Raw genomic sequence first — 16,728 nt, 5'->3', positions numbered from 1 at the left:
AAATTCGCTCAAATGTCGGGCGATTGTGAACTTCTGGATTTCACGGACCTTAGAGACCGTCGGCGTCCCTATCCGAAATGATGCTTTTTCAGGCACGCCGTCGTAAACTGAACTGGATTCTTGATCGTGGTCGAGGGTGTTTCGAGTGACTAAGGGAATGCTTGCATGGAACTCATCCTTCATCTTGATGCCGAGAAACCGCTTCAGGCGCAGATTTTCGACCAGATCCGCAAGTTGATTCTCGATGGTCGCTTGGCGGCGGGGGTGGCGCTGCCGCCGACCCGAAACCTGGCTATGCGCCACAGTGTATCGCGCAACACGGTGAGTATCGCCTATGACCGGCTCGCGGCAGAAGGCTATGTCGAGTCGCGCAGCACCAAGGGATTCTTTGTCTCTGAGATCCTGCCAGACGACCTGCTGCGGATCAGCAGCCGCCCTGCGCCAGACAACGGGCCAAGGCCCGAAGATCCGCCAGAGGCGGTGCTGTGTTTTGCCGGATCACCGGGGGGCGGAGATGACCGGCCCGCATTGGATTTCTGGGTTGGTCGTTCGGCTGCGAGCGCCTTCCCTTTACCCATATGGCGTCGCATCGTCGCGAGGCTGCTGGATCGTGAATCGCACTATTTGACCGATTACTCTGATCCCGCGGGACTGCCGGAATTGCGCCGTGCAATCGCCGAATATCTCGGCCGTAGCCGAGGTGTCATCGCCAGCCCTGACCAGATCATTGTCACGTCAGGGGGCCAGGAGGCGCTGAACCTCGTGGTTGAATTGCTGCGGACGCGGTCCGAAAGGCTTGCCATCGAGACGCCTTGCTATGTGGGTGCCTCGATGGTGTTCCGCGCCCGGGACATGGAAATCGACGCGGTGCCGGTGGATGGCGAAGGGCTGCAAACCGACCTTCTGCCCGAAAGCGGGCGAAGCCTGATCTATGTAACCCCGTCGCATCAGTTTCCGACCGGGGCGACCTTGCCTTTGAGCCGTCGGCTGGCGCTGCTCAGATGGGCAGAAGACACCGACAGCTATATCATCGAAGACGATTATGACAGCGACTTCCGATACGATGGTCCGCCGCTGACGGCGCTGGCCGGGCTGGATGAGGGGCGGCGGGTGTTCTATATCGGCACATTCTCCAAATCCGTAGGCGCTGGATTGCGGGTCGGTTTTGCGGTTGTTCCCCGCTTCCACTGGAGCGAGGCACGCATGCTGAAGGCGCGGATGAGCAACGGCCAATCCTGGCTTGAGCAGCGGGCGCTGTCGGAATTCCTGCTGGACGGACATTTCGACCGGCACATGCGAAAGCTGACCAAAATCTACCGTGCCCGTCGCAATAGCCTTATCGCCGCGCTCACCAAGCGGTTTGGGGATGTACAGCTATCCGGTCAGGAAAGCGGTCTGCACCTCGTCTGGCACCTGCCTCCAGACTTTCCCTGCGCGCGCGACATACAGATGCGTGCCCGCGAACGGGGCGTTGGCGTCTATGCCCTGTCCAGCGGCGCTGCCTACGATTTTAACCCGGACGCTCCCGACCGGACTCTGGTGCTGGGCTATTCATCGCTCGATGCAGAGCAGATTGTTCGGGCGGTCGACACCCTCTTTGACATCATTTCGTGCTCCGCTGACGGTTATGCGCCTATCAGCTGAGAACGGTCCTGACCCGCAAAACCTGCGTCGGGCTCGCCGGTCATGCCCGATGTGGTGATCGATGGGGATGAGCCTTACGCCAAATGCCCTGACCGGGACGAACAGTGCATCGAAGCCCTGCACTTGGCCTCCCGCGCCTCCTCGTCAGATGGTTTTCCGAGAACCTGAAGTCTTGTGCCGCACAGTCTTGGAGGCCTTGGAACTCAATGTGAGCTCCCCCCATTATCTGTACAGGTTCCGGGCTTTTTCTAAGTGGATTTCCGCCTTGGTTAAACCGCGGCCGCTTCGGGCAGCGGCTGGATGAAATTGGCCTGATCGGGGGTTTTGCCGTCAAGCGATGAATGTGGGCGGCGGCTGCTGTAGAGGCCGAGATAGCGGCCGAGCCCGGCGCGTGCTTCCGAGACGCTGGCATAGCCCGCAGGTAGACCTCTTCGTATTTGATGGTTCTCCAGAGGTGCTCCACGAAGACGTTGTCGCGCCACCCTCATTTGCCATCCATGCTGATCTTGATCTCCCGGCTCGCCAAGAGCTTGATGAAGTCGGGCGATGTGAACTGGCTGCCCTGATCCGTGTTGAAGATCTCGGGCGCGCTGTGGCGTGCAAGCGCCTCCTCGTGGGCCTCAATGCAGAAATTCGCTACAGCGTGATCGACACGCGCCATGCCAGGACGGGGCGGGTGAACCAGTCGAGCACAGCGGCAAGGTAGATGAACCCGCGCGCCATCGGAATGTAGGTTATGTCCTTCGCACAGACCTGCTTGGGCCGTGTGATGGGCCGTTTCCGCAGCAGATAGGGGTAGATTTTGTGCCCCGGCGCCGGTTTCGAGGTGTTCGGTTCGCGATAGAGCGCTTCGATGTCCATCCGCTTCATCAGCGTGGCAACGAGCAACCGCCCGATTTTAAAGCCATCTTGCACCAGTAGCCCCCGTAGCATCCGGCTGGCGAATGCCAGCAGATTCGGTCCAGCCCATCCCCGCAGCGTGGGATGGAAGGGCGCTGGCGGCTGGCTGATCTTCTCGCAGGCCCGGCACGTGAACTTCTCCCGAACGGTCTGGATCACCTTCCACTGCCGCGGGATGTCCTCGAGCGTCTCGGTAACTCCTAACCCATCTTCACGATGCGGTCCGACCCACAGCAAAAGCAGCCGTCAGGGCGCCGATCACCACGCGCTCGCGTGGCGGGTACGCGGGGAATGGCTTGCGCGCGGGCGGCGGCGCTCGAACCCGGCGAGCGCTAAGGTCTTCGCCTTCCCGGCGGCGATCTCTCCTCGGTGGCGGCGGCCTTGAGTTCCTCGAGTTGCATCTCCATCTGATCGATCTGGCGGGCACGGCGTTCGGCGCTGTGGCCGTAGTGGGCGCGCCGGAGTTTGGCGATCTCCAGCTTGACGTGCTTGATCATGGCCTCAAAGGTCGAGACCACCGCACGAGCCTGCGCCAGCTCGCTCTCGGCGACCGCGGCGCGGGCCTCTGACGCCGCCAGGGCAGCGCGCAGTCGGGCAATCTCTGAAGCGGTGTCGGACACGCCCGAAGCAGACTCCGAGCGGATGGTGGGCCCAACAAAATATGGGCTTTCGCAAACTATTATTCTGCCTTTGCTGGGCGTTGTGTCCACCGCGGATTGCGCCAGTCTATCCCCTCCAGGAGATAGCCGAGTTGGGCTGCCGAGATCTGCACGGCCTCGCCGGTGCCGCTGCTCGGCCAGATGACCTTCCCGGCCTTTACAGCGACATGCCCACGCCGTCGTGCCACAGCAGCTTGACCAGCTCGCCTTTGCGGCCGCGAAAGCAGAAGATCTCTCCGGCATGTGGATCGCGCCCGAGCCCTTGCTGGACCGTCAGCGCCAGCGTGTTCATGCCGCGCCGTATGTCGGTCACCCCACCGGCGATCCAAACGCGCACCCCCGCCGGGAAGGCGATGATTTGCCCTCGAGGATCGGCAGCAGTCGGGCCAATGCGTCCGGGTCCACCGAAGCCGGCACGAGCAGGCGCCGCCCGCTCCTCAGAACGATCTCGAGCTGGACGTCGGAAGCCGGCTGCCGCGACGACTGGGTATCAATGTCCGGCGCCATCTTCACCGGCACGAAAGCAGGGCCGCTTGCGTTCGCGAGCTCGCCGTCCTGATATTGTCCCCGCCAGACGGTCAGCAGCGAACGGCAGATGCCATGCCGCCGCGCTGTCGCTGAGACCTGCCGATGACCCCGATGGCTTTCCTAGACAACCCTGATCTTGTCGGCATCGCTCCAGTGCCGACGACGCGGGGCATCCTTGGCGGACAGGATCGCGATCTGCGGTGTGAACGTAAGGTCGACCATAACGTCGGACTTATCATCGCCTCCAGCGCCCCGTCAGGCGGCCCCCGCCGGAGGGATACCAATCAACTGCCGGACAATGGATAACGACATCCAATTCGCCGAGCAGCCCCGCAATCGGAACACGCATCATCCAGGCAGCTGCGGTTTGCTATGATCTGCGAGGCGAACGGGATCGAGCATCGGCTCACCAAGCAGAACCATCCTTGGAGCCGCGAAGAACAGGAAACAGTCCGGGGGACTGTTTGCCCGAGGGGCGGCCAGGTTGAGCGGATGAACCGCACGATCAAGGATCGCGACCGTTAAACGATATCACCACGCCAGCCTCGACCTGCCGCGCACGCACCTCACCGACGTCATGGCGGCGTTTATTTTTGCCCGCAAGTTCAAGACCCTCAACAGGCTCGCGCCTTACGAATACGTCTGCAAAATCCGGACATCAGAGTCAGATCGTTTCATTCTCGATCCGATCCACCAACTGCCGGGTCTAAATACCTAGCTATCATTCTGTTTTCACGCAGTGAACCACACAACAAAGCCCCTCAGAACCCGCCCTCGAGGACCGTCACCATCGTTTAACCACATGCGGGTGATCTTCATGTATTCGGGCGCCGTGGCGTAAAGCCGGTGCCCGCCCATGTCGATTTCGGGCGTGTCCGGCAAGGCGGCTCCGTCCAGCGGCGTCAGCGCGCCGTCCTCTCGGCGGGCGTGATTGGTGGCTGTGCGCTGCTTCATCGCCTCGGTGCGAGTGAAGGCGATCTTGTCCATGGCCAGAGGATCGAAGATCCGCGCGCATCACCATGCCAAGGTGCTTGCCCCGGATGTCTTCGACCACCTGCCTCACCCACTCGATGCCGGTGCCGTATTCCCATGCCTCGCCCGGATCGAACAGTTGCAGTGTATGGATCGCCGTACGCAAGGCAGTGACAACTGACGGCTGACCGTGATCCTTCGCCAGCCGCGCCTAGCGATGTCTTACACCGGATCCTTCCTCGAACGCAGGCCCGGGCGATCAGCGGGCGATTTTCGATAAAATCGTCGACGTAGATGTCGCCTCGCGCCTGTCTGTGATCCCACGCCCCCCTATTCGTGCGCTTTTCGGACCCTGTCTACGATCTGATGTCCGACAGGCAACAAAGGGCGCAGCGTCCATGACGCATCCGGCTGACACTGACCCGCCTCATCCTTGCCAGGACTGTACCGGAACCGCATATGCGGACTGCGGCGGGCAGTCTCTGAACCCGGACGTCGCTGCGCGCAGATCTTTCGCAGGTACCTGCTGCACGACCTGCAGGCGGCGCAAGCTGTTACAGCGTCTCGATCAGCGATATTTCAATGGGGCCGATGCAAGGAATCGAAGACGGCGCGGCGGCGCCATGTCCGCCCCCCGCGCTGCCGCGATCAGCCGCTCGCAGAAAGCAGGGGTTTGCAGGCGATGACGCATCGGCACGGTCCCGAGCCTGTCATTGACCCCTTGTACCATCTGCCGGGATGGGACGCTTAGATTCATGTTTTCGAAGTCAATCATATCTTTACGGCGGCGGCATAACCTTGGGGCGCAACTTCGGACATGCGCCCATGACTGTTTATCTGGTCGATCTGGCCAACTGGAATGACCCCGACTTCTGGAACTCGATTGCGGAATCCGCAGGCGGGCACAGTCTCGATCTTTCCGGCCTGCCGAATACACATCAGATCGCCTTTGTGGCGAGCACCGGCAAACTGTCGATCAACGACGGGACAACGGTTTTCGTCATTGGCGACGCCAGCGCCAGCGGCCCTTTTGACGCGCAGCTCGGCCCATCGACGGAGTTCGAGTATTTCACCATCATCGGCAGTGCCGGCAACGACAGTTTCACCGGCAGCGGCGGTTCTGAAGACTTTGATGGCGGCGAGGGCGACGACAGTTTCTACGGCGGTGGCGGCGACGACACGCTGACGGGCGGCGACGGGAACGACACGTTTTCGATTCACGGCAGCGGCGCCGGGCTCGACCAGATCGACGGTGGCGCGGGCACCGATACCTGGCAAGGCTCCTCCAGCAACGATGTCTTCAACGTCAGCAGCGGACTGAGCAACCTCACCAGCGTCGAGGTGATCGACGGCGGCGATGGGTATGATGTGATCCGGGGCACATCGGGCGATGACACGATCGACCTGTCTGTGGGGTATACGCTCACAAGCATCGAGCTGATCGACGGCGGTTCGGGCAACGATTCGATCATCGGCTCCGCCAGCGGCGATTTCATCTACGGCAACAGCGGCAATGACACGCTGATCGGCGGCGGCGGCGACGACAGCTTCTTGATCTACGGATCGGGCGGCGGGCTGGATCAGATCGACGGCGGCGATGGCTATGACAAGATCGAGGGATGGTCCAGCAACGACATACTCTACGTCGAAAGCGGCCTCGCCAACTTGACCAGCATCGAAGAGATCGACGGCGGTGCGGGCTATGACCGTATCATCGCCACCTCGGGCGACGATACGTTGGATTTCTCCAGCGGTCCGATCCTCACAAGCATCGAGCAGATCGACGGCGGCGCCGGAAACGACTCGATCATCGGCACCGCCAGCGGCGATTACATCTACGGCAACAGCGGCAATGACACGCTAATCGGCGGCGGCGGCGACGACAGCTTCTCGATCTACGGCTCGGGCGGTGGGCTGGATCAGATCGATGGCGGCGATGGCTACGACAAGATCGAAGGCTCAACCAGCAGCGATGTACTTTATGTCGAAAGCGGCCTCGCCAACCTGACCAGCATCGAAGAGATCGACGGCGGTGCGGGCTATGACCGTATCATCGCCACCTCGGGCGACGATACGCTGGATTTCTCCAGCGGTCCGATCCTCACAAGCATCGAGCAGATCGACGGCGGCGCGGGCAACGATTCGATCATCGGCACCGCCAGCGGCGATTTCATCTACGGCAACAGCGGCAATGACACGCTGATCGGCGGCGACGGCGACGACAGCTTCTCGATCTACGGATCGGGCGGTGGGCTGGATCAGATCGACGGCGGCGATGGCTACGACAAGATCGAAGGCTCGACCAGCAGCGATGTACTCTTTGTCGAAAGCGGCCTCGCCAACCTGACCAGCATCGAAGAGATCGACGGCGGTGCCGGCTATGACCGTATCATCGCCACCTCGGGCGACGATACGCTGGATTTCTCCAGCGGTCCGATCCTCACAAGCATCGAGCAGATCGACGGCGGCGCCGGCAACGATTCGATCATCGGCTCCGCCAGCGGCGATTACATCTACGGCAACAGCGGCAATGACACGCTGATCGGCGGCGGCGGCGACGACAGCTTCACGATCTACGGATCGAGCGGCGGGCTGGATCAGATCGACGGCGGCGATGGCTACGACAAGATCGAAGGCTCGACCAGCAGCGATGTACTCTATGTCGAAAGCGGCCTCGCCAACCTGACCAGCATCGAAGAGATCGACGGCGGTGCCGGCTATGACCGTATCATCGCCACCTCGGGCGACGATACGGTGGATTTTTCCGGCTATACGATGACTGGCGTCGAACGGATCGAAGGCAGGGATGGCGACGATTCGATGATTGGCAGTGCCGGCGCGGATGTGCTGGACGGCGGCGACGGCATCGACACCCTTCAGGGTGGGGCCGGAGATGACACGCTGTATGGGGGAACCGGAAACGACAGCCTCGACGGCGGCGACGATTCCGACACATTCGTGGTCGAGAACAGTTTCGGCGCCGACACGGTGACCGGCGGCGAGGGTGGCGTCGATTACGACACCATTCATCTAAACGCCGTCAGCCACAGCGTCACGGCCACCTATACCGCCGATTCGGCCGGGTCGATCACGGATGGCACCAATACCGTCACCTTTACAGAGACCGAACATCTCGTCCTCACAAATTACGCCGATCTGGTGGATGCCAGCGCCGACAGCATTGGCGCCGACATCGATGCCATGGGCGGCGCGGATTCGGTGCTGGGTGGCGCTGGCGGCGATACGGTCGATGGCGGAGATGGGTCCGACACCATTCATGGCGGCCTCGGCCAGGACAGCCTGACCGGTGGGGGTGGTGACGACACGGTCCTTGGCCAGGACGACGGCGACAACATCCAGATGCGCGGCGGCGATGGCAACGACATCATCGTCGGCGGGGAAACCGGGGTGGGCGATGACACATTGGCGTTCGAAAACGCCGGCGGGTCCAGCGGCGCCGATGTTCTGTTCACCGGCGACGAGGCCGGCACGGGGAGCTTTTTCGGCAGCAGCGGCAGCGCGTCCTTCACCGAGATCGAGGCTGTGCAGGGCACCGCTGGCGCCGACCGGCTCGACGCCAGTGCGACCACCGCCGGCACCACTCTTTTTGGCGGCGCAGGCGACGACACGCTGATCGGCGGCATCGGCAACGATCTGCTCGAAGGTGGCGAGGGGGGCGATACCTTCATCGTCCTCGACGGTTTCAGCAGCGATACCATTCGCGGCGGCAACGGGCGGGACACCATCGACATGAACGCGCTGAGCGCGGCGGTCACGGTGACGTTCACCGGGGATGCCGCCGGGACCATCACCGATGGCACCAGCACGCTGACCTTCGAGGCCATCGAGTACCTGATCCTGTCCGAAGGTGCCGACCTTGTCGACGCGACCCTCGACAACCTCGGCACCGAGATTGACGCAATGGGCGGAGCCGACTCGGTGCTGGGCGGCGGCGGAGCGGATACAGTCAGAGGTGGGGAAGGCAACGACACCATCGACGGTGCGGCAGGTGACGACAGCCTGGCCGGGGATGTCGGAGACGATAGCCTGCGGGGCGGTGACGGGAACGATACGCTGACCGGCGGAGCCGGCCGCGACACCATACTCGGGGACGACGGAAATGATTCCATCGATGGCGGCGAGGACGCCGATTCCATCGACGGCGGCTATGGCAACGATACGCTGCTCGGCGGGGCCGGCAGTGACACTATCCTCGGTGGCATCGGCAATGATCTCATCGGCGGCGGCGAGGACGCCGATTCCCTCGAGGGGGGCGATGGTGCCGACACACTTGCCGGTGGCGCCGGGGCCGATACCCTGCTGGGCGGCACAGGCGACGACAGCCTGCTGGGCGGCACAGGCGGCGATCTCCTTGCCGGTGGCGACGGGGCCGACACCATCGTTCAGGAGGACGGGTTCGGCGCCGATACCATCACCGGCGGCGAAGGCGGCGCCGACGCCGACCTGATCAATCTCAGGGCGCTCAGCGCCGGTGCCACGGTCATCTTTTCTGGCGATGAGGCGGGCACGATCACTGACGGCACAAGCGCCGCCAGTTTCGTCGAAACCGAACGTCTGTGGCTGACCGAACAGGCCGATTTCCTTTATGCTTCAGCCGACAGCGCTGGTACCTCGGTCGCGGCAGGCGGCGGGGCCGACACGCTGACCGGTGGCGCGGGCAACGACGTTCTGGAAGGAGAAGACGGCAGCGACAGCCTGCTGGGCGGCGCAGGGGCCGACACGCTGTCCGGCGGCGCCGGCGATGACACGCTGACCGGCGGTGCTGGCAACGACATTCTGGATGGCGGCACCGGCGCCGACACGTTCATCGTCCAGAATGGCTTCGGGACCGACACCATTCACGGCGGAGATGCGCGCGACACCATAGATCTGAGCGCGCTGAACGTGCCTGTCACGGTGACCTTCACCGGAGATGCCTCTGGAACCATCACCGATGGCACAAGCACCCTGACCTTCGATAACATCGAATATCTGATCCTGACGGACTGGGCCGATCTTGTCGACGCCACCGCCGACAGCCTCGGCATCGAGATCGACGCCCTGGGCGGGGATGACTCGGTGCTTGGTGGCAGCGGCGCCGATACCGTCAGAGCCGGGGATGGAAACGACACCGTCGACGGCGCGGCGGGAGACGACAGCCTATCAGGAGATCTCGGCAACGACAGCCTGTCGGGTGGTGACGGTGACGATACGCTGGTGGGCGGAGCCGGCCTCGACACCATACTCGGCGGCACTGGGACCGATTCCATTGATGGCAGCGATGGCAATGATTCCATCGATGGCGGCGCGGGCAACGACACCATCGCCGGGGGCGACGGCGATGATTATATCGACGGCGGCGCTGGCGACGACTACCTGACCACGGGTCTGGGGCAGGACACGCTGGTCGGCGGCGACGGAAACGATACGCTGATGAACTCGGCTGGCGATGACAGCCTTGTCGGCGGCGCGGGGGATGACAGCCTCGTCGCCTCTGGCGGCAACGACACGCTCGAGGGCGGCGATGGCAACGACACGCTGGAAGGCGGCGTTGACCATGACAGCCTGAGCGGCGGTGACGGCAACGATGTATTTGTCTACCACGCCGGTGACGGCAACGACACGATCACCGATTTCAATTACGGCAATACCGGCGCCCTGAATGACGGGGATAGCACCAACAACGATTTCATTGATCTGTCGGGCTTTTATGACAACCCCAGCCAGTTGCGCGCCGATCAGTCAGACGATGGCATTCTCAACCAATCGAACACGCTGGACGATCGGGGCAACGCCGTCGATTACACGGACAATACCCAGTTCGGGACCGGGTCTCTTACCATGCAGGGGGCGACTGCCTCGAGCTATTCGGCCGACAATACCGGTGTGGTCTGCTTCACCTCGGGCACCGCCATCCTGACGCCCACTGGCAACGTGGCAATCGACGATCTGCGCGTGGGGAGCCTTGTCTGCACGCTCGACAATGGGCCACAGCGCATTGTCTGGATCGGGAGCAGGGAGGTTTCGCATGATGAACTCACATCCCGTCCGGAATTGCTTCCGGTACTGATCCGGCGCGGGACTCTGGGGGCAGAGCGCGACCTGCTCGTGTCGCGCCAGCACGGGGTTCTGATCGGGCAGGACAACTTCGCCCGCTCGATCCATCTGGCAGAGACCATGAAAGGCGTTCGGATTGCCCGTGGAAAGCGAACCGTGACCTATATCCACCTGATGTTTGAGGAACATCAGGTCATCTTTTCCGAGGGCCTTGCAACCGAAAGCTTCTTCCCGGGCAGGATGTCACTCCAGATGATGCCCAACCCAGAGCAGACTGAATTCCGCAAGCTCTTCCCGGTTTTCGCCACCGCAATAAATACGGACGACGAGGCGCCGACATACCCTGTCGCACTGGCACGCCCGTTCCTTCCAAGAAGATCGCTCGCGGGCACGATCCCGCCTGAGCTGCGCCCTGCCGGGGTCTCGCCATGAGATCAAATCTGCAAATCGGATTCGGGGTCTTCGTCTGATCGAAGCGCGCCGCCGCCAATGTCCGCGACTTGCTCAAGCGCCCGGCGCGCTTGCAGCCATGTCTGGTGCCTCTCGGTGTCGATGGTCAGCTTGTGGTGCTGAGGCGGCCCTCGGCGGATCCGGTGTCTGTGGGTGCGAATGATATGGCGCGCGAATTGGGTATTCTGTCGCGTCGTCGTGCCCACCCTGCCCCTTGTGCCCCAAGCCCAGCTGTTCTGCGACGACCCCAAGGTGATCGGAGCACGGTTTTTCCTGAGGGAATACCGCGCCGGCCTCGTGGCCGGAGAGGAAATTACGCCCGACAAACCAATGGACGGGCCGGGTTTGATCGGGCAGTTTCTGGGCGGCAAGATTGTGGATGTTCTGGCAAAGCTGCACTGCGGCGATGCGCAGGCCTCCGGTCTTGGCGAGCTTGGGCGGCCCAAGGCCTTTGCCCTGCGCGCCCAGCGCGGCTCGGCCAAGCGTGCCACCGTGAGTTGGGAGCAATCGCCCCCCGCCGAACTAGGCACGCTGCTGGCGTGGCTCGACAAACACCAGCCGGTGACGGCAGACCCGCCGAACCTGATCCACAATGACTTTAAGTTCGACAGCATCATCCTTGATCCGGACCCGCTGGAGCCTCCCACCCTGATCGACTGGGATATGCACGCTGGGCGAGCCGCTCTACGATCTCGCCGCCCTGCTCAGCTACCGGACCGAGGCGGCGGACTCCGAGGCCAAGCACCTGCTGTGCCAGATGCCCACCGCCCGGCACGGCTTTCCCACGCGCGAGGCGGCAGCAGCGCTCTATCCCAAGGTCAGCGGACGGGATTTGCAGGGCCTCAAGTTCTTTCGCATGCTGGCAACGCTGCGTCTCGCCGTGGTGTTCCGGCAGTTTTACCGCCGCATCGAGACCGGAGCCACCGACGGCCCCGGATTTGCCGATTTCGACGATCTTGCCCACGGCCTCCTGCGCTTTGGCATGGACGTCGCCAATGGCCGCCACGTCTGACATACATTGTACCATGATCGCCTTTGATCCGCCCTCGAACAAGATGCGTTGCGCCAGCGCATCGAAACCTTTGCCATGGCGCATGATCGCACCTTATGAGAAAGCCCCGCGCAACACCCCGCACAGCCCGACCGAGGATTTGCGCATCGAACTCAATGGTCTGGCGCGCGAGGCCGGGCTGTTTGCGCCGCAAGTGCCCGAACGGTGGGGCGGCATAGAGCTGGATCATGTCAGCATGGCAATCGCCTTCGAGGCTTGCGGGCCGTCGCCGCTTGGCCAAATTGCGATGCATTGCGCCGCGCCCGAGGGCGGCGACATGAACCTGCTCGACAACGTGGCAAGCGAGGCCGTTGGCTCAAGCCCTTCGTCGCCGGCGATTTCCGCTCCTGTCTTTCGATGACCGAACCTCGGGGGCGAGGTCAGACCCATCGAAAGATGAAGACCACGGCGCGCTATGATGGCGATGAGTTTATCGTCAATGGGGTCAAATGGCTGATCACCGGGGCCAAGGGCGTGGGCTTTACCATCATCTTCTGCGATGTCGAACCCGACGGCGACAAGCCCGGGGGGCCGACTTGCTGATCTCGGACATGGACGCACCGGTTGACCTATGCCGACATGCTGATCGGACCAACCGCCTTGCCAATTACCTGACCGGCAAAGGTGCGCGCAGAGGCGACCGCCTGCTGATCAGGCTGCCGCGTGTTCCCGAATGGCAGATCGCCATGGTCGGCTGCAACAAGATCGACGCGATCCCGATCCCCTGCGTCACCATGCTGACCAAAAGAAGATATGAGCTACCGGCTGGAACATTCCGTCGCCGTGGCGGCGGTGACGACGGCGCACGAGATCGGCAAGATCACCGGCGACGTCAAGGTCCGGCTCAGCGCCGGCGCGGCGCCGGGATGGGATGACGTCACGCCTGCGGCCGGCAAACATCGGCCATCATCGCCCGTTTCGATGCCGGGGATCCCGGCCGCAAAGCGTATCGGTATTGCCCTGCCCCTTGGCGCGAGCGCGACCTTGCCCGCAGGCGGGCAACCGGCTGCGGGCTTTACGCCGCGCTTGGCATCGGGCGGTACAAAAAACACAGGATGCGCGCCCAGCACAGGCGCAATTTCACCTTCTTAGTCGCGCCCGGCAGGCTGATCTTTTCCATCGAGTGCGACCTGCCGGTGAGGGCATGGCTCGATTGCGGCATGTTCCTGCAAAACATCATGATCACGGGGCGGGGCTCTAGCCTTGAACTCTGCCCGCTACAGGCCTTTGCCGCCTATCATGAAACGATCCGCGACCCGCTTGGACTGCCCGACAACCGCATGGTGATTCGCGCTAAGGCCATGACGGAGACGTCCGACCCGGCGAACCGGTTCCACACCGAGCACGAACCGCAGGACCGGCTCGCGACCTTCCACGATTGAAAGCGCCCAGCGCAGGGCCGGGCAAAGATCATTCAAGGCCTTCGCCGTTGAGCCCCCCACCTCGGGCGCAGGGCGCAGCGGGGCGGGTATCGCAAGCCCTGAACTTAATCGGCAGGCACAGTAGCCGCTGTGGCCGCGTCAGGCTGATGCCTTTCGCGAGCTGCACATCACGGCGGAGCTGATCCCAGTAGGCATCCTCATACGCGATCGAAGTGGTCAGCGAGCCGCCATCCGAAGTTTCATACAGCGCATGGCCCGGATCGCGTTGCGGCAAGGCCTCGTATTCGGTTTCATGGCCAGCGATGAAAGAGGTCTGAAGCGTCAGAACCGCATCGCTCATGGCGATGTCGATATAGGTCCCTGTCCCGGTTTTGTCGCCCGCCACGAGGGCCGAAAGGATACCGACCGCAATGTAAAGCGCCAGCATCGTATCGCCAAGCAGCGCGGCGGAGGGCGCGCCATCGGCCGCGCCGCAGATCCGCTCGCCCAGCGCGCCTCCATGGTTCTGAAAGGTCACATCATGCGCCGGGCGTCTCCTGTCGGGACCGGTCTGGCCGTAACCCTAGACCGAGGCGTAGATCAGGCCCGGGCCGGCAGTTTGGCCGGTTCGGCGCAGCCCTGATCGGTTTCCCAGAAAGCATCGACGAGATGTTGACGATACAGTCCTGCGTCCCTGCCTTGATCCAACGTGCGGCGCAAAGCTGCGACAACCGCCATAACGCGCGCACATTCACCGCCATGGTCTGCTCGAAATCGTCGAGAGTCGCCTTGTGGGCACGGGCTCGCAAGCTGATCCCGGCGTTGTAAAACAGGAAGGCAGGCACACCCATGCGCTCGGCCACGGCGTCGAACCAACTGTCCGGTGCGGCCGGATCGACCGCATCGAAGGAGAACGCCATCGCCCTGCCCACGGCTTTCGACCTCGGCCACCGGATTGGCCAACTTGTCGACCCTGCGCGCCGCCACCGCAATGGCGGCCCCTTGTGCGACCCGTCAGGGCGAATTGATACCCTAGACCGGATGAGGCCCCGGTGACCAGTGCGGTCTTTTCTCAGGCGTCCTCAAACCCTTAGGTCGACAGTAACTATTTCGATAAGTTAAGAAGCCACTTACTGTCCGGCAATACAGGAGTCGCGATTTCAGGCGGCCTGACCGAAAAATCGCTTCTGCATGGCATCCCTGGCGCTAGGATTCCGCGTGAGCTCGATGAACCGGCGGGTCTCCAGATGCAGCGCCGGTTCGATTGGCATCTGCAACTCGTGATAGACAGCCTCGGCGATCAACCTCCGTTCAGGCCGCTTGTCCGCACGGTCGCGTGTGAACCGCGCGTTCAAACCGTGGAAAAACCGCTCAAAACCCGCTGTCCCGCCGGGCCCGCGAAAGCCGCGCGCCATCCATGGCTGTTGCACGTCCGCGTTGGCAGGCAGCCAGTCGGTTGCCGTGCGGTGCAAGTCCTCTGCGGGAACCATCCCGATCAGCAGCCCCAATGCCTTAGCCCTCGCCCCGTCATAGGTCGCGCCGTCGAGCAGACCCGCGATGGCCTCTTGCAACGGGGCCGATCGCACCATCCGCTAGGTGCCGCCAAAGCCCAGTATCAGGCCAAGACCGGCCTCTGGCAGGCCGATCCTGATGGCCGAATCGTTTGCGGCAAAGCGCGCATGTAGGGGCAGCGCCATCTAGAAACCGCCGCCAAGGCAATGGCCGTAGATCGCCGCCGCGACCGGCTTTCCACAGTTCTCTAGTGCCTAAAAGCTGAGCATGGCACCGGCCATGACGGACCACGTCTGCTCTGCCGACAGGTCGAAAACCCACCGGCCATCTTCAGATCGGCACCGGCATATTGCAATCCCTGACCGAAACGATGCTGCGGGCAAAGCGACCTTCGTCTCCCGCGCGCCCGGCAGGTTTCTGCCTTTCCACGGCCAGCGCATCCACATCATCGCGGGTTTATCTGCGCAAGATTGCGATCAGATCGGTCGAGATCCCCTGCGGCACCGATTTGCGCGCGATGGCGATGCCGCGATCGGCCAGTACCGGCACACGGCACATCATTTCGACGCCGCCAGCCCAGCTTCGCCGCTGGCGATTTTGCCTGCCGCGTTGGCGCAAGCCTCGAGTCCCGAGGCGCAAAAGCGGTTGACCTGCACCCTCGGCACAGACTCGACATAACCTGCTTCCAGCGCTGCGGTGCGGGCTATGTCAGTGCCCTGATCGACCACCGGGTCGACGCAGCCCAACACCACCTCCCCACCGCCGACGTATCGAGATTTGCGCGCTTTTTCAGCGCCCTGAGCGGCACGCTGGCCAGCGCCACTGGGCTCAACTCGCCCAAGGCTCCGACCGAAGCCTTGCCCCGTCCGCGCTGTGTGCACACCGCCTCGAAGTTCTGTACATAGCTCATGCCACCCCCCTATTTCGCCATCAGGCGCAGCGCACCATCAAGGCGGATGACCTCGCCGTTCTGCGTCGGATTGGCAAAAATCGCCACCATCAGATCGGCAAATTCCAAGGCTTTTCCAAGCCGGGCCAGGGTCTGGAGGGGTGACACCGGCCCTGACCAGCACCACCTTGTCACCCACCGGCGTGCCTTCGATAATGCCATCAATCCCGCATGACAGACCTGACCGCCCCCGCCCCTCCCGTGTTCATTGATGAGGCGTTTCACTGCGCGCGACGGGCTGGGCAGGATGGCCCGGGAATTGCCTTGGCAATCAGCGAAAGCGCCACGGCCCCATGACCTTGCAGCGCTATGATCAGCTCTGGTTCGCGCTGGCGCAGGACATGGGCGACGAAATGCTGGGCATGACGGGCCATACGATGCGCCCGGGCGGCTTTGCGCTGTTGTGCAATGCGATCCTTGGCGCGGCGACGCATCCCGTTGTTGCGATTTTGCTACTACGCCCCTACCGGGGCCGTCGCCTATTCCCGCTTTTTCGGCACGCCGGTGCAGTTCGTCGCCGCCGAGACCCGGGTGTTGATCGGTGCCGAGTACCTCTCTCTGCCAGTCAACCGCAACGAGGCTGCGTTGAAACGGTATCTGAAGGACGCTGGCGGATATTCCGCCTCCGGTGGAGTGCGCCCTTTG

Annotated in this window: 17 protein-coding genes and 2 pseudogenes; 10 read left to right on the top strand and 9 right to left on the bottom strand. The window is 62.8% G+C overall.

Translation table 11 applies throughout. The features are described 5' to 3' along the window. Nucleotides 1-165 precede the first annotated feature (165 nt). Entirely contained in the window at nucleotides 166-1,644 is a 1,479-nt protein-coding gene (locus KO516_RS18440; RefSeq protein ID WP_216005261.1) for a PLP-dependent aminotransferase family protein, read from the top strand. Between the two features lie 269 nt (nucleotides 1,645-1,913). On the opposite strand, the gene KO516_RS24825 is transcribed toward KO516_RS18440, so the two are convergent. The 5 genes and pseudogenes from KO516_RS24825 to KO516_RS24400 all read right to left on the bottom strand — a co-directional run bounded on the left by KO516_RS24825 (nucleotide 1,914) and on the right by KO516_RS24400 (nucleotide 4,718). Continuing rightward, nucleotides 1,914-2,132, bottom strand: coding sequence for an integrase core domain-containing protein (locus KO516_RS24825; protein ID WP_216005260.1), 219 nt, complete (start codon nucleotides 2,130-2,132; stop codon nucleotides 1,914-1,916). Further along, the gene (locus KO516_RS24820) at nucleotides 2,129-2,305 is read right to left on the bottom strand and encodes a DDE-type integrase/transposase/recombinase (RefSeq protein ID WP_216005259.1); all 177 of its coding nucleotides are present in this window, start codon (nucleotides 2,303-2,305) and stop codon (nucleotides 2,129-2,131) included. The genes KO516_RS24825 and KO516_RS24820 overlap by 4 nt, the downstream gene beginning before the upstream one ends. 284 nt (nucleotides 2,306-2,589) lie before the next feature. Then, nucleotides 2,590-3,164, bottom strand: a pseudogene (locus tag KO516_RS18425) (IS66 family transposase zinc-finger binding domain-containing protein); the annotation flags it as partial. A gap of 196 nt (nucleotides 3,165-3,360) precedes the next feature. Then, nucleotides 3,361-3,516, bottom strand: a complete 156-nt coding sequence (gene tnpB, locus KO516_RS24405) for an IS66 family insertion sequence element accessory protein TnpB (RefSeq protein WP_371742104.1) — start codon at nucleotides 3,514-3,516, stop codon at nucleotides 3,361-3,363. Nucleotides 3,517-4,463: 947 nt separating this feature from the next. Then, nucleotides 4,464-4,718 (bottom strand): hypothetical protein, encoded by a 255-nt coding sequence (locus KO516_RS24400; RefSeq protein WP_252737704.1) that lies wholly within the window; start codon nucleotides 4,716-4,718, stop codon nucleotides 4,464-4,466. Between KO516_RS24400 and KO516_RS24395 the strand changes: the two genes are divergently transcribed. The 8 genes and pseudogenes from KO516_RS24395 to KO516_RS18380 all read left to right on the top strand — a co-directional run bounded on the left by KO516_RS24395 (nucleotide 4,717) and on the right by KO516_RS18380 (nucleotide 13,643). Continuing rightward, nucleotides 4,717-4,884, top strand: a complete 168-nt coding sequence (locus KO516_RS24395) for a hypothetical protein (protein WP_252737703.1) — start codon at nucleotides 4,717-4,719, stop codon at nucleotides 4,882-4,884. The genes KO516_RS24400 and KO516_RS24395 overlap by 2 nt on opposite strands. Before the next feature lie 644 nt (nucleotides 4,885-5,528). Continuing rightward, the gene (locus KO516_RS18405) at nucleotides 5,529-11,192 is read left to right on the top strand and encodes a Hint domain-containing protein (RefSeq protein WP_216005258.1); all 5,664 of its coding nucleotides are present in this window, start codon (nucleotides 5,529-5,531) and stop codon (nucleotides 11,190-11,192) included. A gap of 177 nt (nucleotides 11,193-11,369) precedes the next feature. Further along, nucleotides 11,370-11,864: pseudogene (locus KO516_RS24815) on the top strand (phosphotransferase); the annotation flags it as partial. A 103-nt stretch (nucleotides 11,865-11,967) separates the two neighbouring features. Further along, nucleotides 11,968-12,222 (top strand): hypothetical protein, encoded by a 255-nt coding sequence (locus tag KO516_RS24380; RefSeq protein WP_252737702.1) that lies wholly within the window; start codon nucleotides 11,968-11,970, stop codon nucleotides 12,220-12,222. Continuing rightward, nucleotides 12,206-12,622 (top strand): acyl-CoA dehydrogenase family protein, encoded by a 417-nt coding sequence (locus KO516_RS18395; protein WP_252737701.1) that lies wholly within the window; start codon nucleotides 12,206-12,208, stop codon nucleotides 12,620-12,622. Before KO516_RS24380 ends, KO516_RS18395 begins: the two co-directional genes overlap by 17 nt. Nucleotides 12,623-12,657: 35 nt before the next feature. After that, entirely contained in the window at nucleotides 12,658-12,804 is a 147-nt protein-coding gene (locus KO516_RS18390; RefSeq protein ID WP_252737700.1) for a hypothetical protein, read from the top strand. Continuing rightward, a complete protein-coding gene (locus tag KO516_RS18385) occupies nucleotides 12,798-13,136 on the top strand; it encodes an AMP-binding protein (protein WP_216005254.1) in 339 nt (112 codons plus the stop codon). The genes KO516_RS18390 and KO516_RS18385 overlap by 7 nt, the downstream gene beginning before the upstream one ends. Before the next feature lie 30 nt (nucleotides 13,137-13,166). After that, on the top strand, nucleotides 13,167-13,643 hold the full coding sequence (locus KO516_RS18380) for a nitroreductase family protein (protein ID WP_371742111.1): 477 nt from the start codon (nucleotides 13,167-13,169) through the stop codon (nucleotides 13,641-13,643). 28 nt (nucleotides 13,644-13,671) lie between these two features. Here the strand turns inward: KO516_RS18380 and KO516_RS18375 are convergent, their stop codons facing one another. From KO516_RS18375 to KO516_RS24810, 4 genes are all read right to left on the bottom strand, one after another. Continuing rightward, on the bottom strand, nucleotides 13,672-14,160 hold the full coding sequence (locus KO516_RS18375; RefSeq protein WP_216005401.1) for a CoA transferase: 489 nt from the start codon (nucleotides 14,158-14,160) through the stop codon (nucleotides 13,672-13,674). Nucleotide 14,161: 1 nt separating this feature from the next. Further along, nucleotides 14,162-14,554: an SDR family NAD(P)-dependent oxidoreductase gene (locus tag KO516_RS18370; protein WP_371742103.1), complete on the bottom strand. Its 393-nt coding sequence runs from the start codon at nucleotides 14,552-14,554 to the stop codon at nucleotides 14,162-14,164. Nucleotides 14,555-14,782: 228 nt separating this feature from the next. Then, nucleotides 14,783-15,193, bottom strand: a complete 411-nt coding sequence (locus tag KO516_RS18365; protein ID WP_216005251.1) for a hypothetical protein — start codon at nucleotides 15,191-15,193, stop codon at nucleotides 14,783-14,785. 498 nt (nucleotides 15,194-15,691) lie between these two features. Then, nucleotides 15,692-15,862 (bottom strand): hypothetical protein, encoded by a 171-nt coding sequence (locus KO516_RS24810; RefSeq protein ID WP_371742110.1) that lies wholly within the window; start codon nucleotides 15,860-15,862, stop codon nucleotides 15,692-15,694. 629 nt (nucleotides 15,863-16,491) lie between these two features. Between KO516_RS24810 and KO516_RS18355 the strand changes: the two genes are divergently transcribed. Next, nucleotides 16,492-16,728, top strand: a 237-nt coding sequence (locus tag KO516_RS18355; protein ID WP_256444190.1) for an AraC family transcriptional regulator ligand-binding domain-containing protein, incomplete at its 3' end; no start/stop codon positions are given.

The organism is Citreicella sp. C3M06 (genome assembly GCF_018860705.1).
Taxonomy (GTDB): Bacteria; Pseudomonadota; Alphaproteobacteria; order Rhodobacterales; family Rhodobacteraceae; genus Salipiger.
This window is presented reverse-complemented; position numbering and strand designations above follow the sequence as displayed.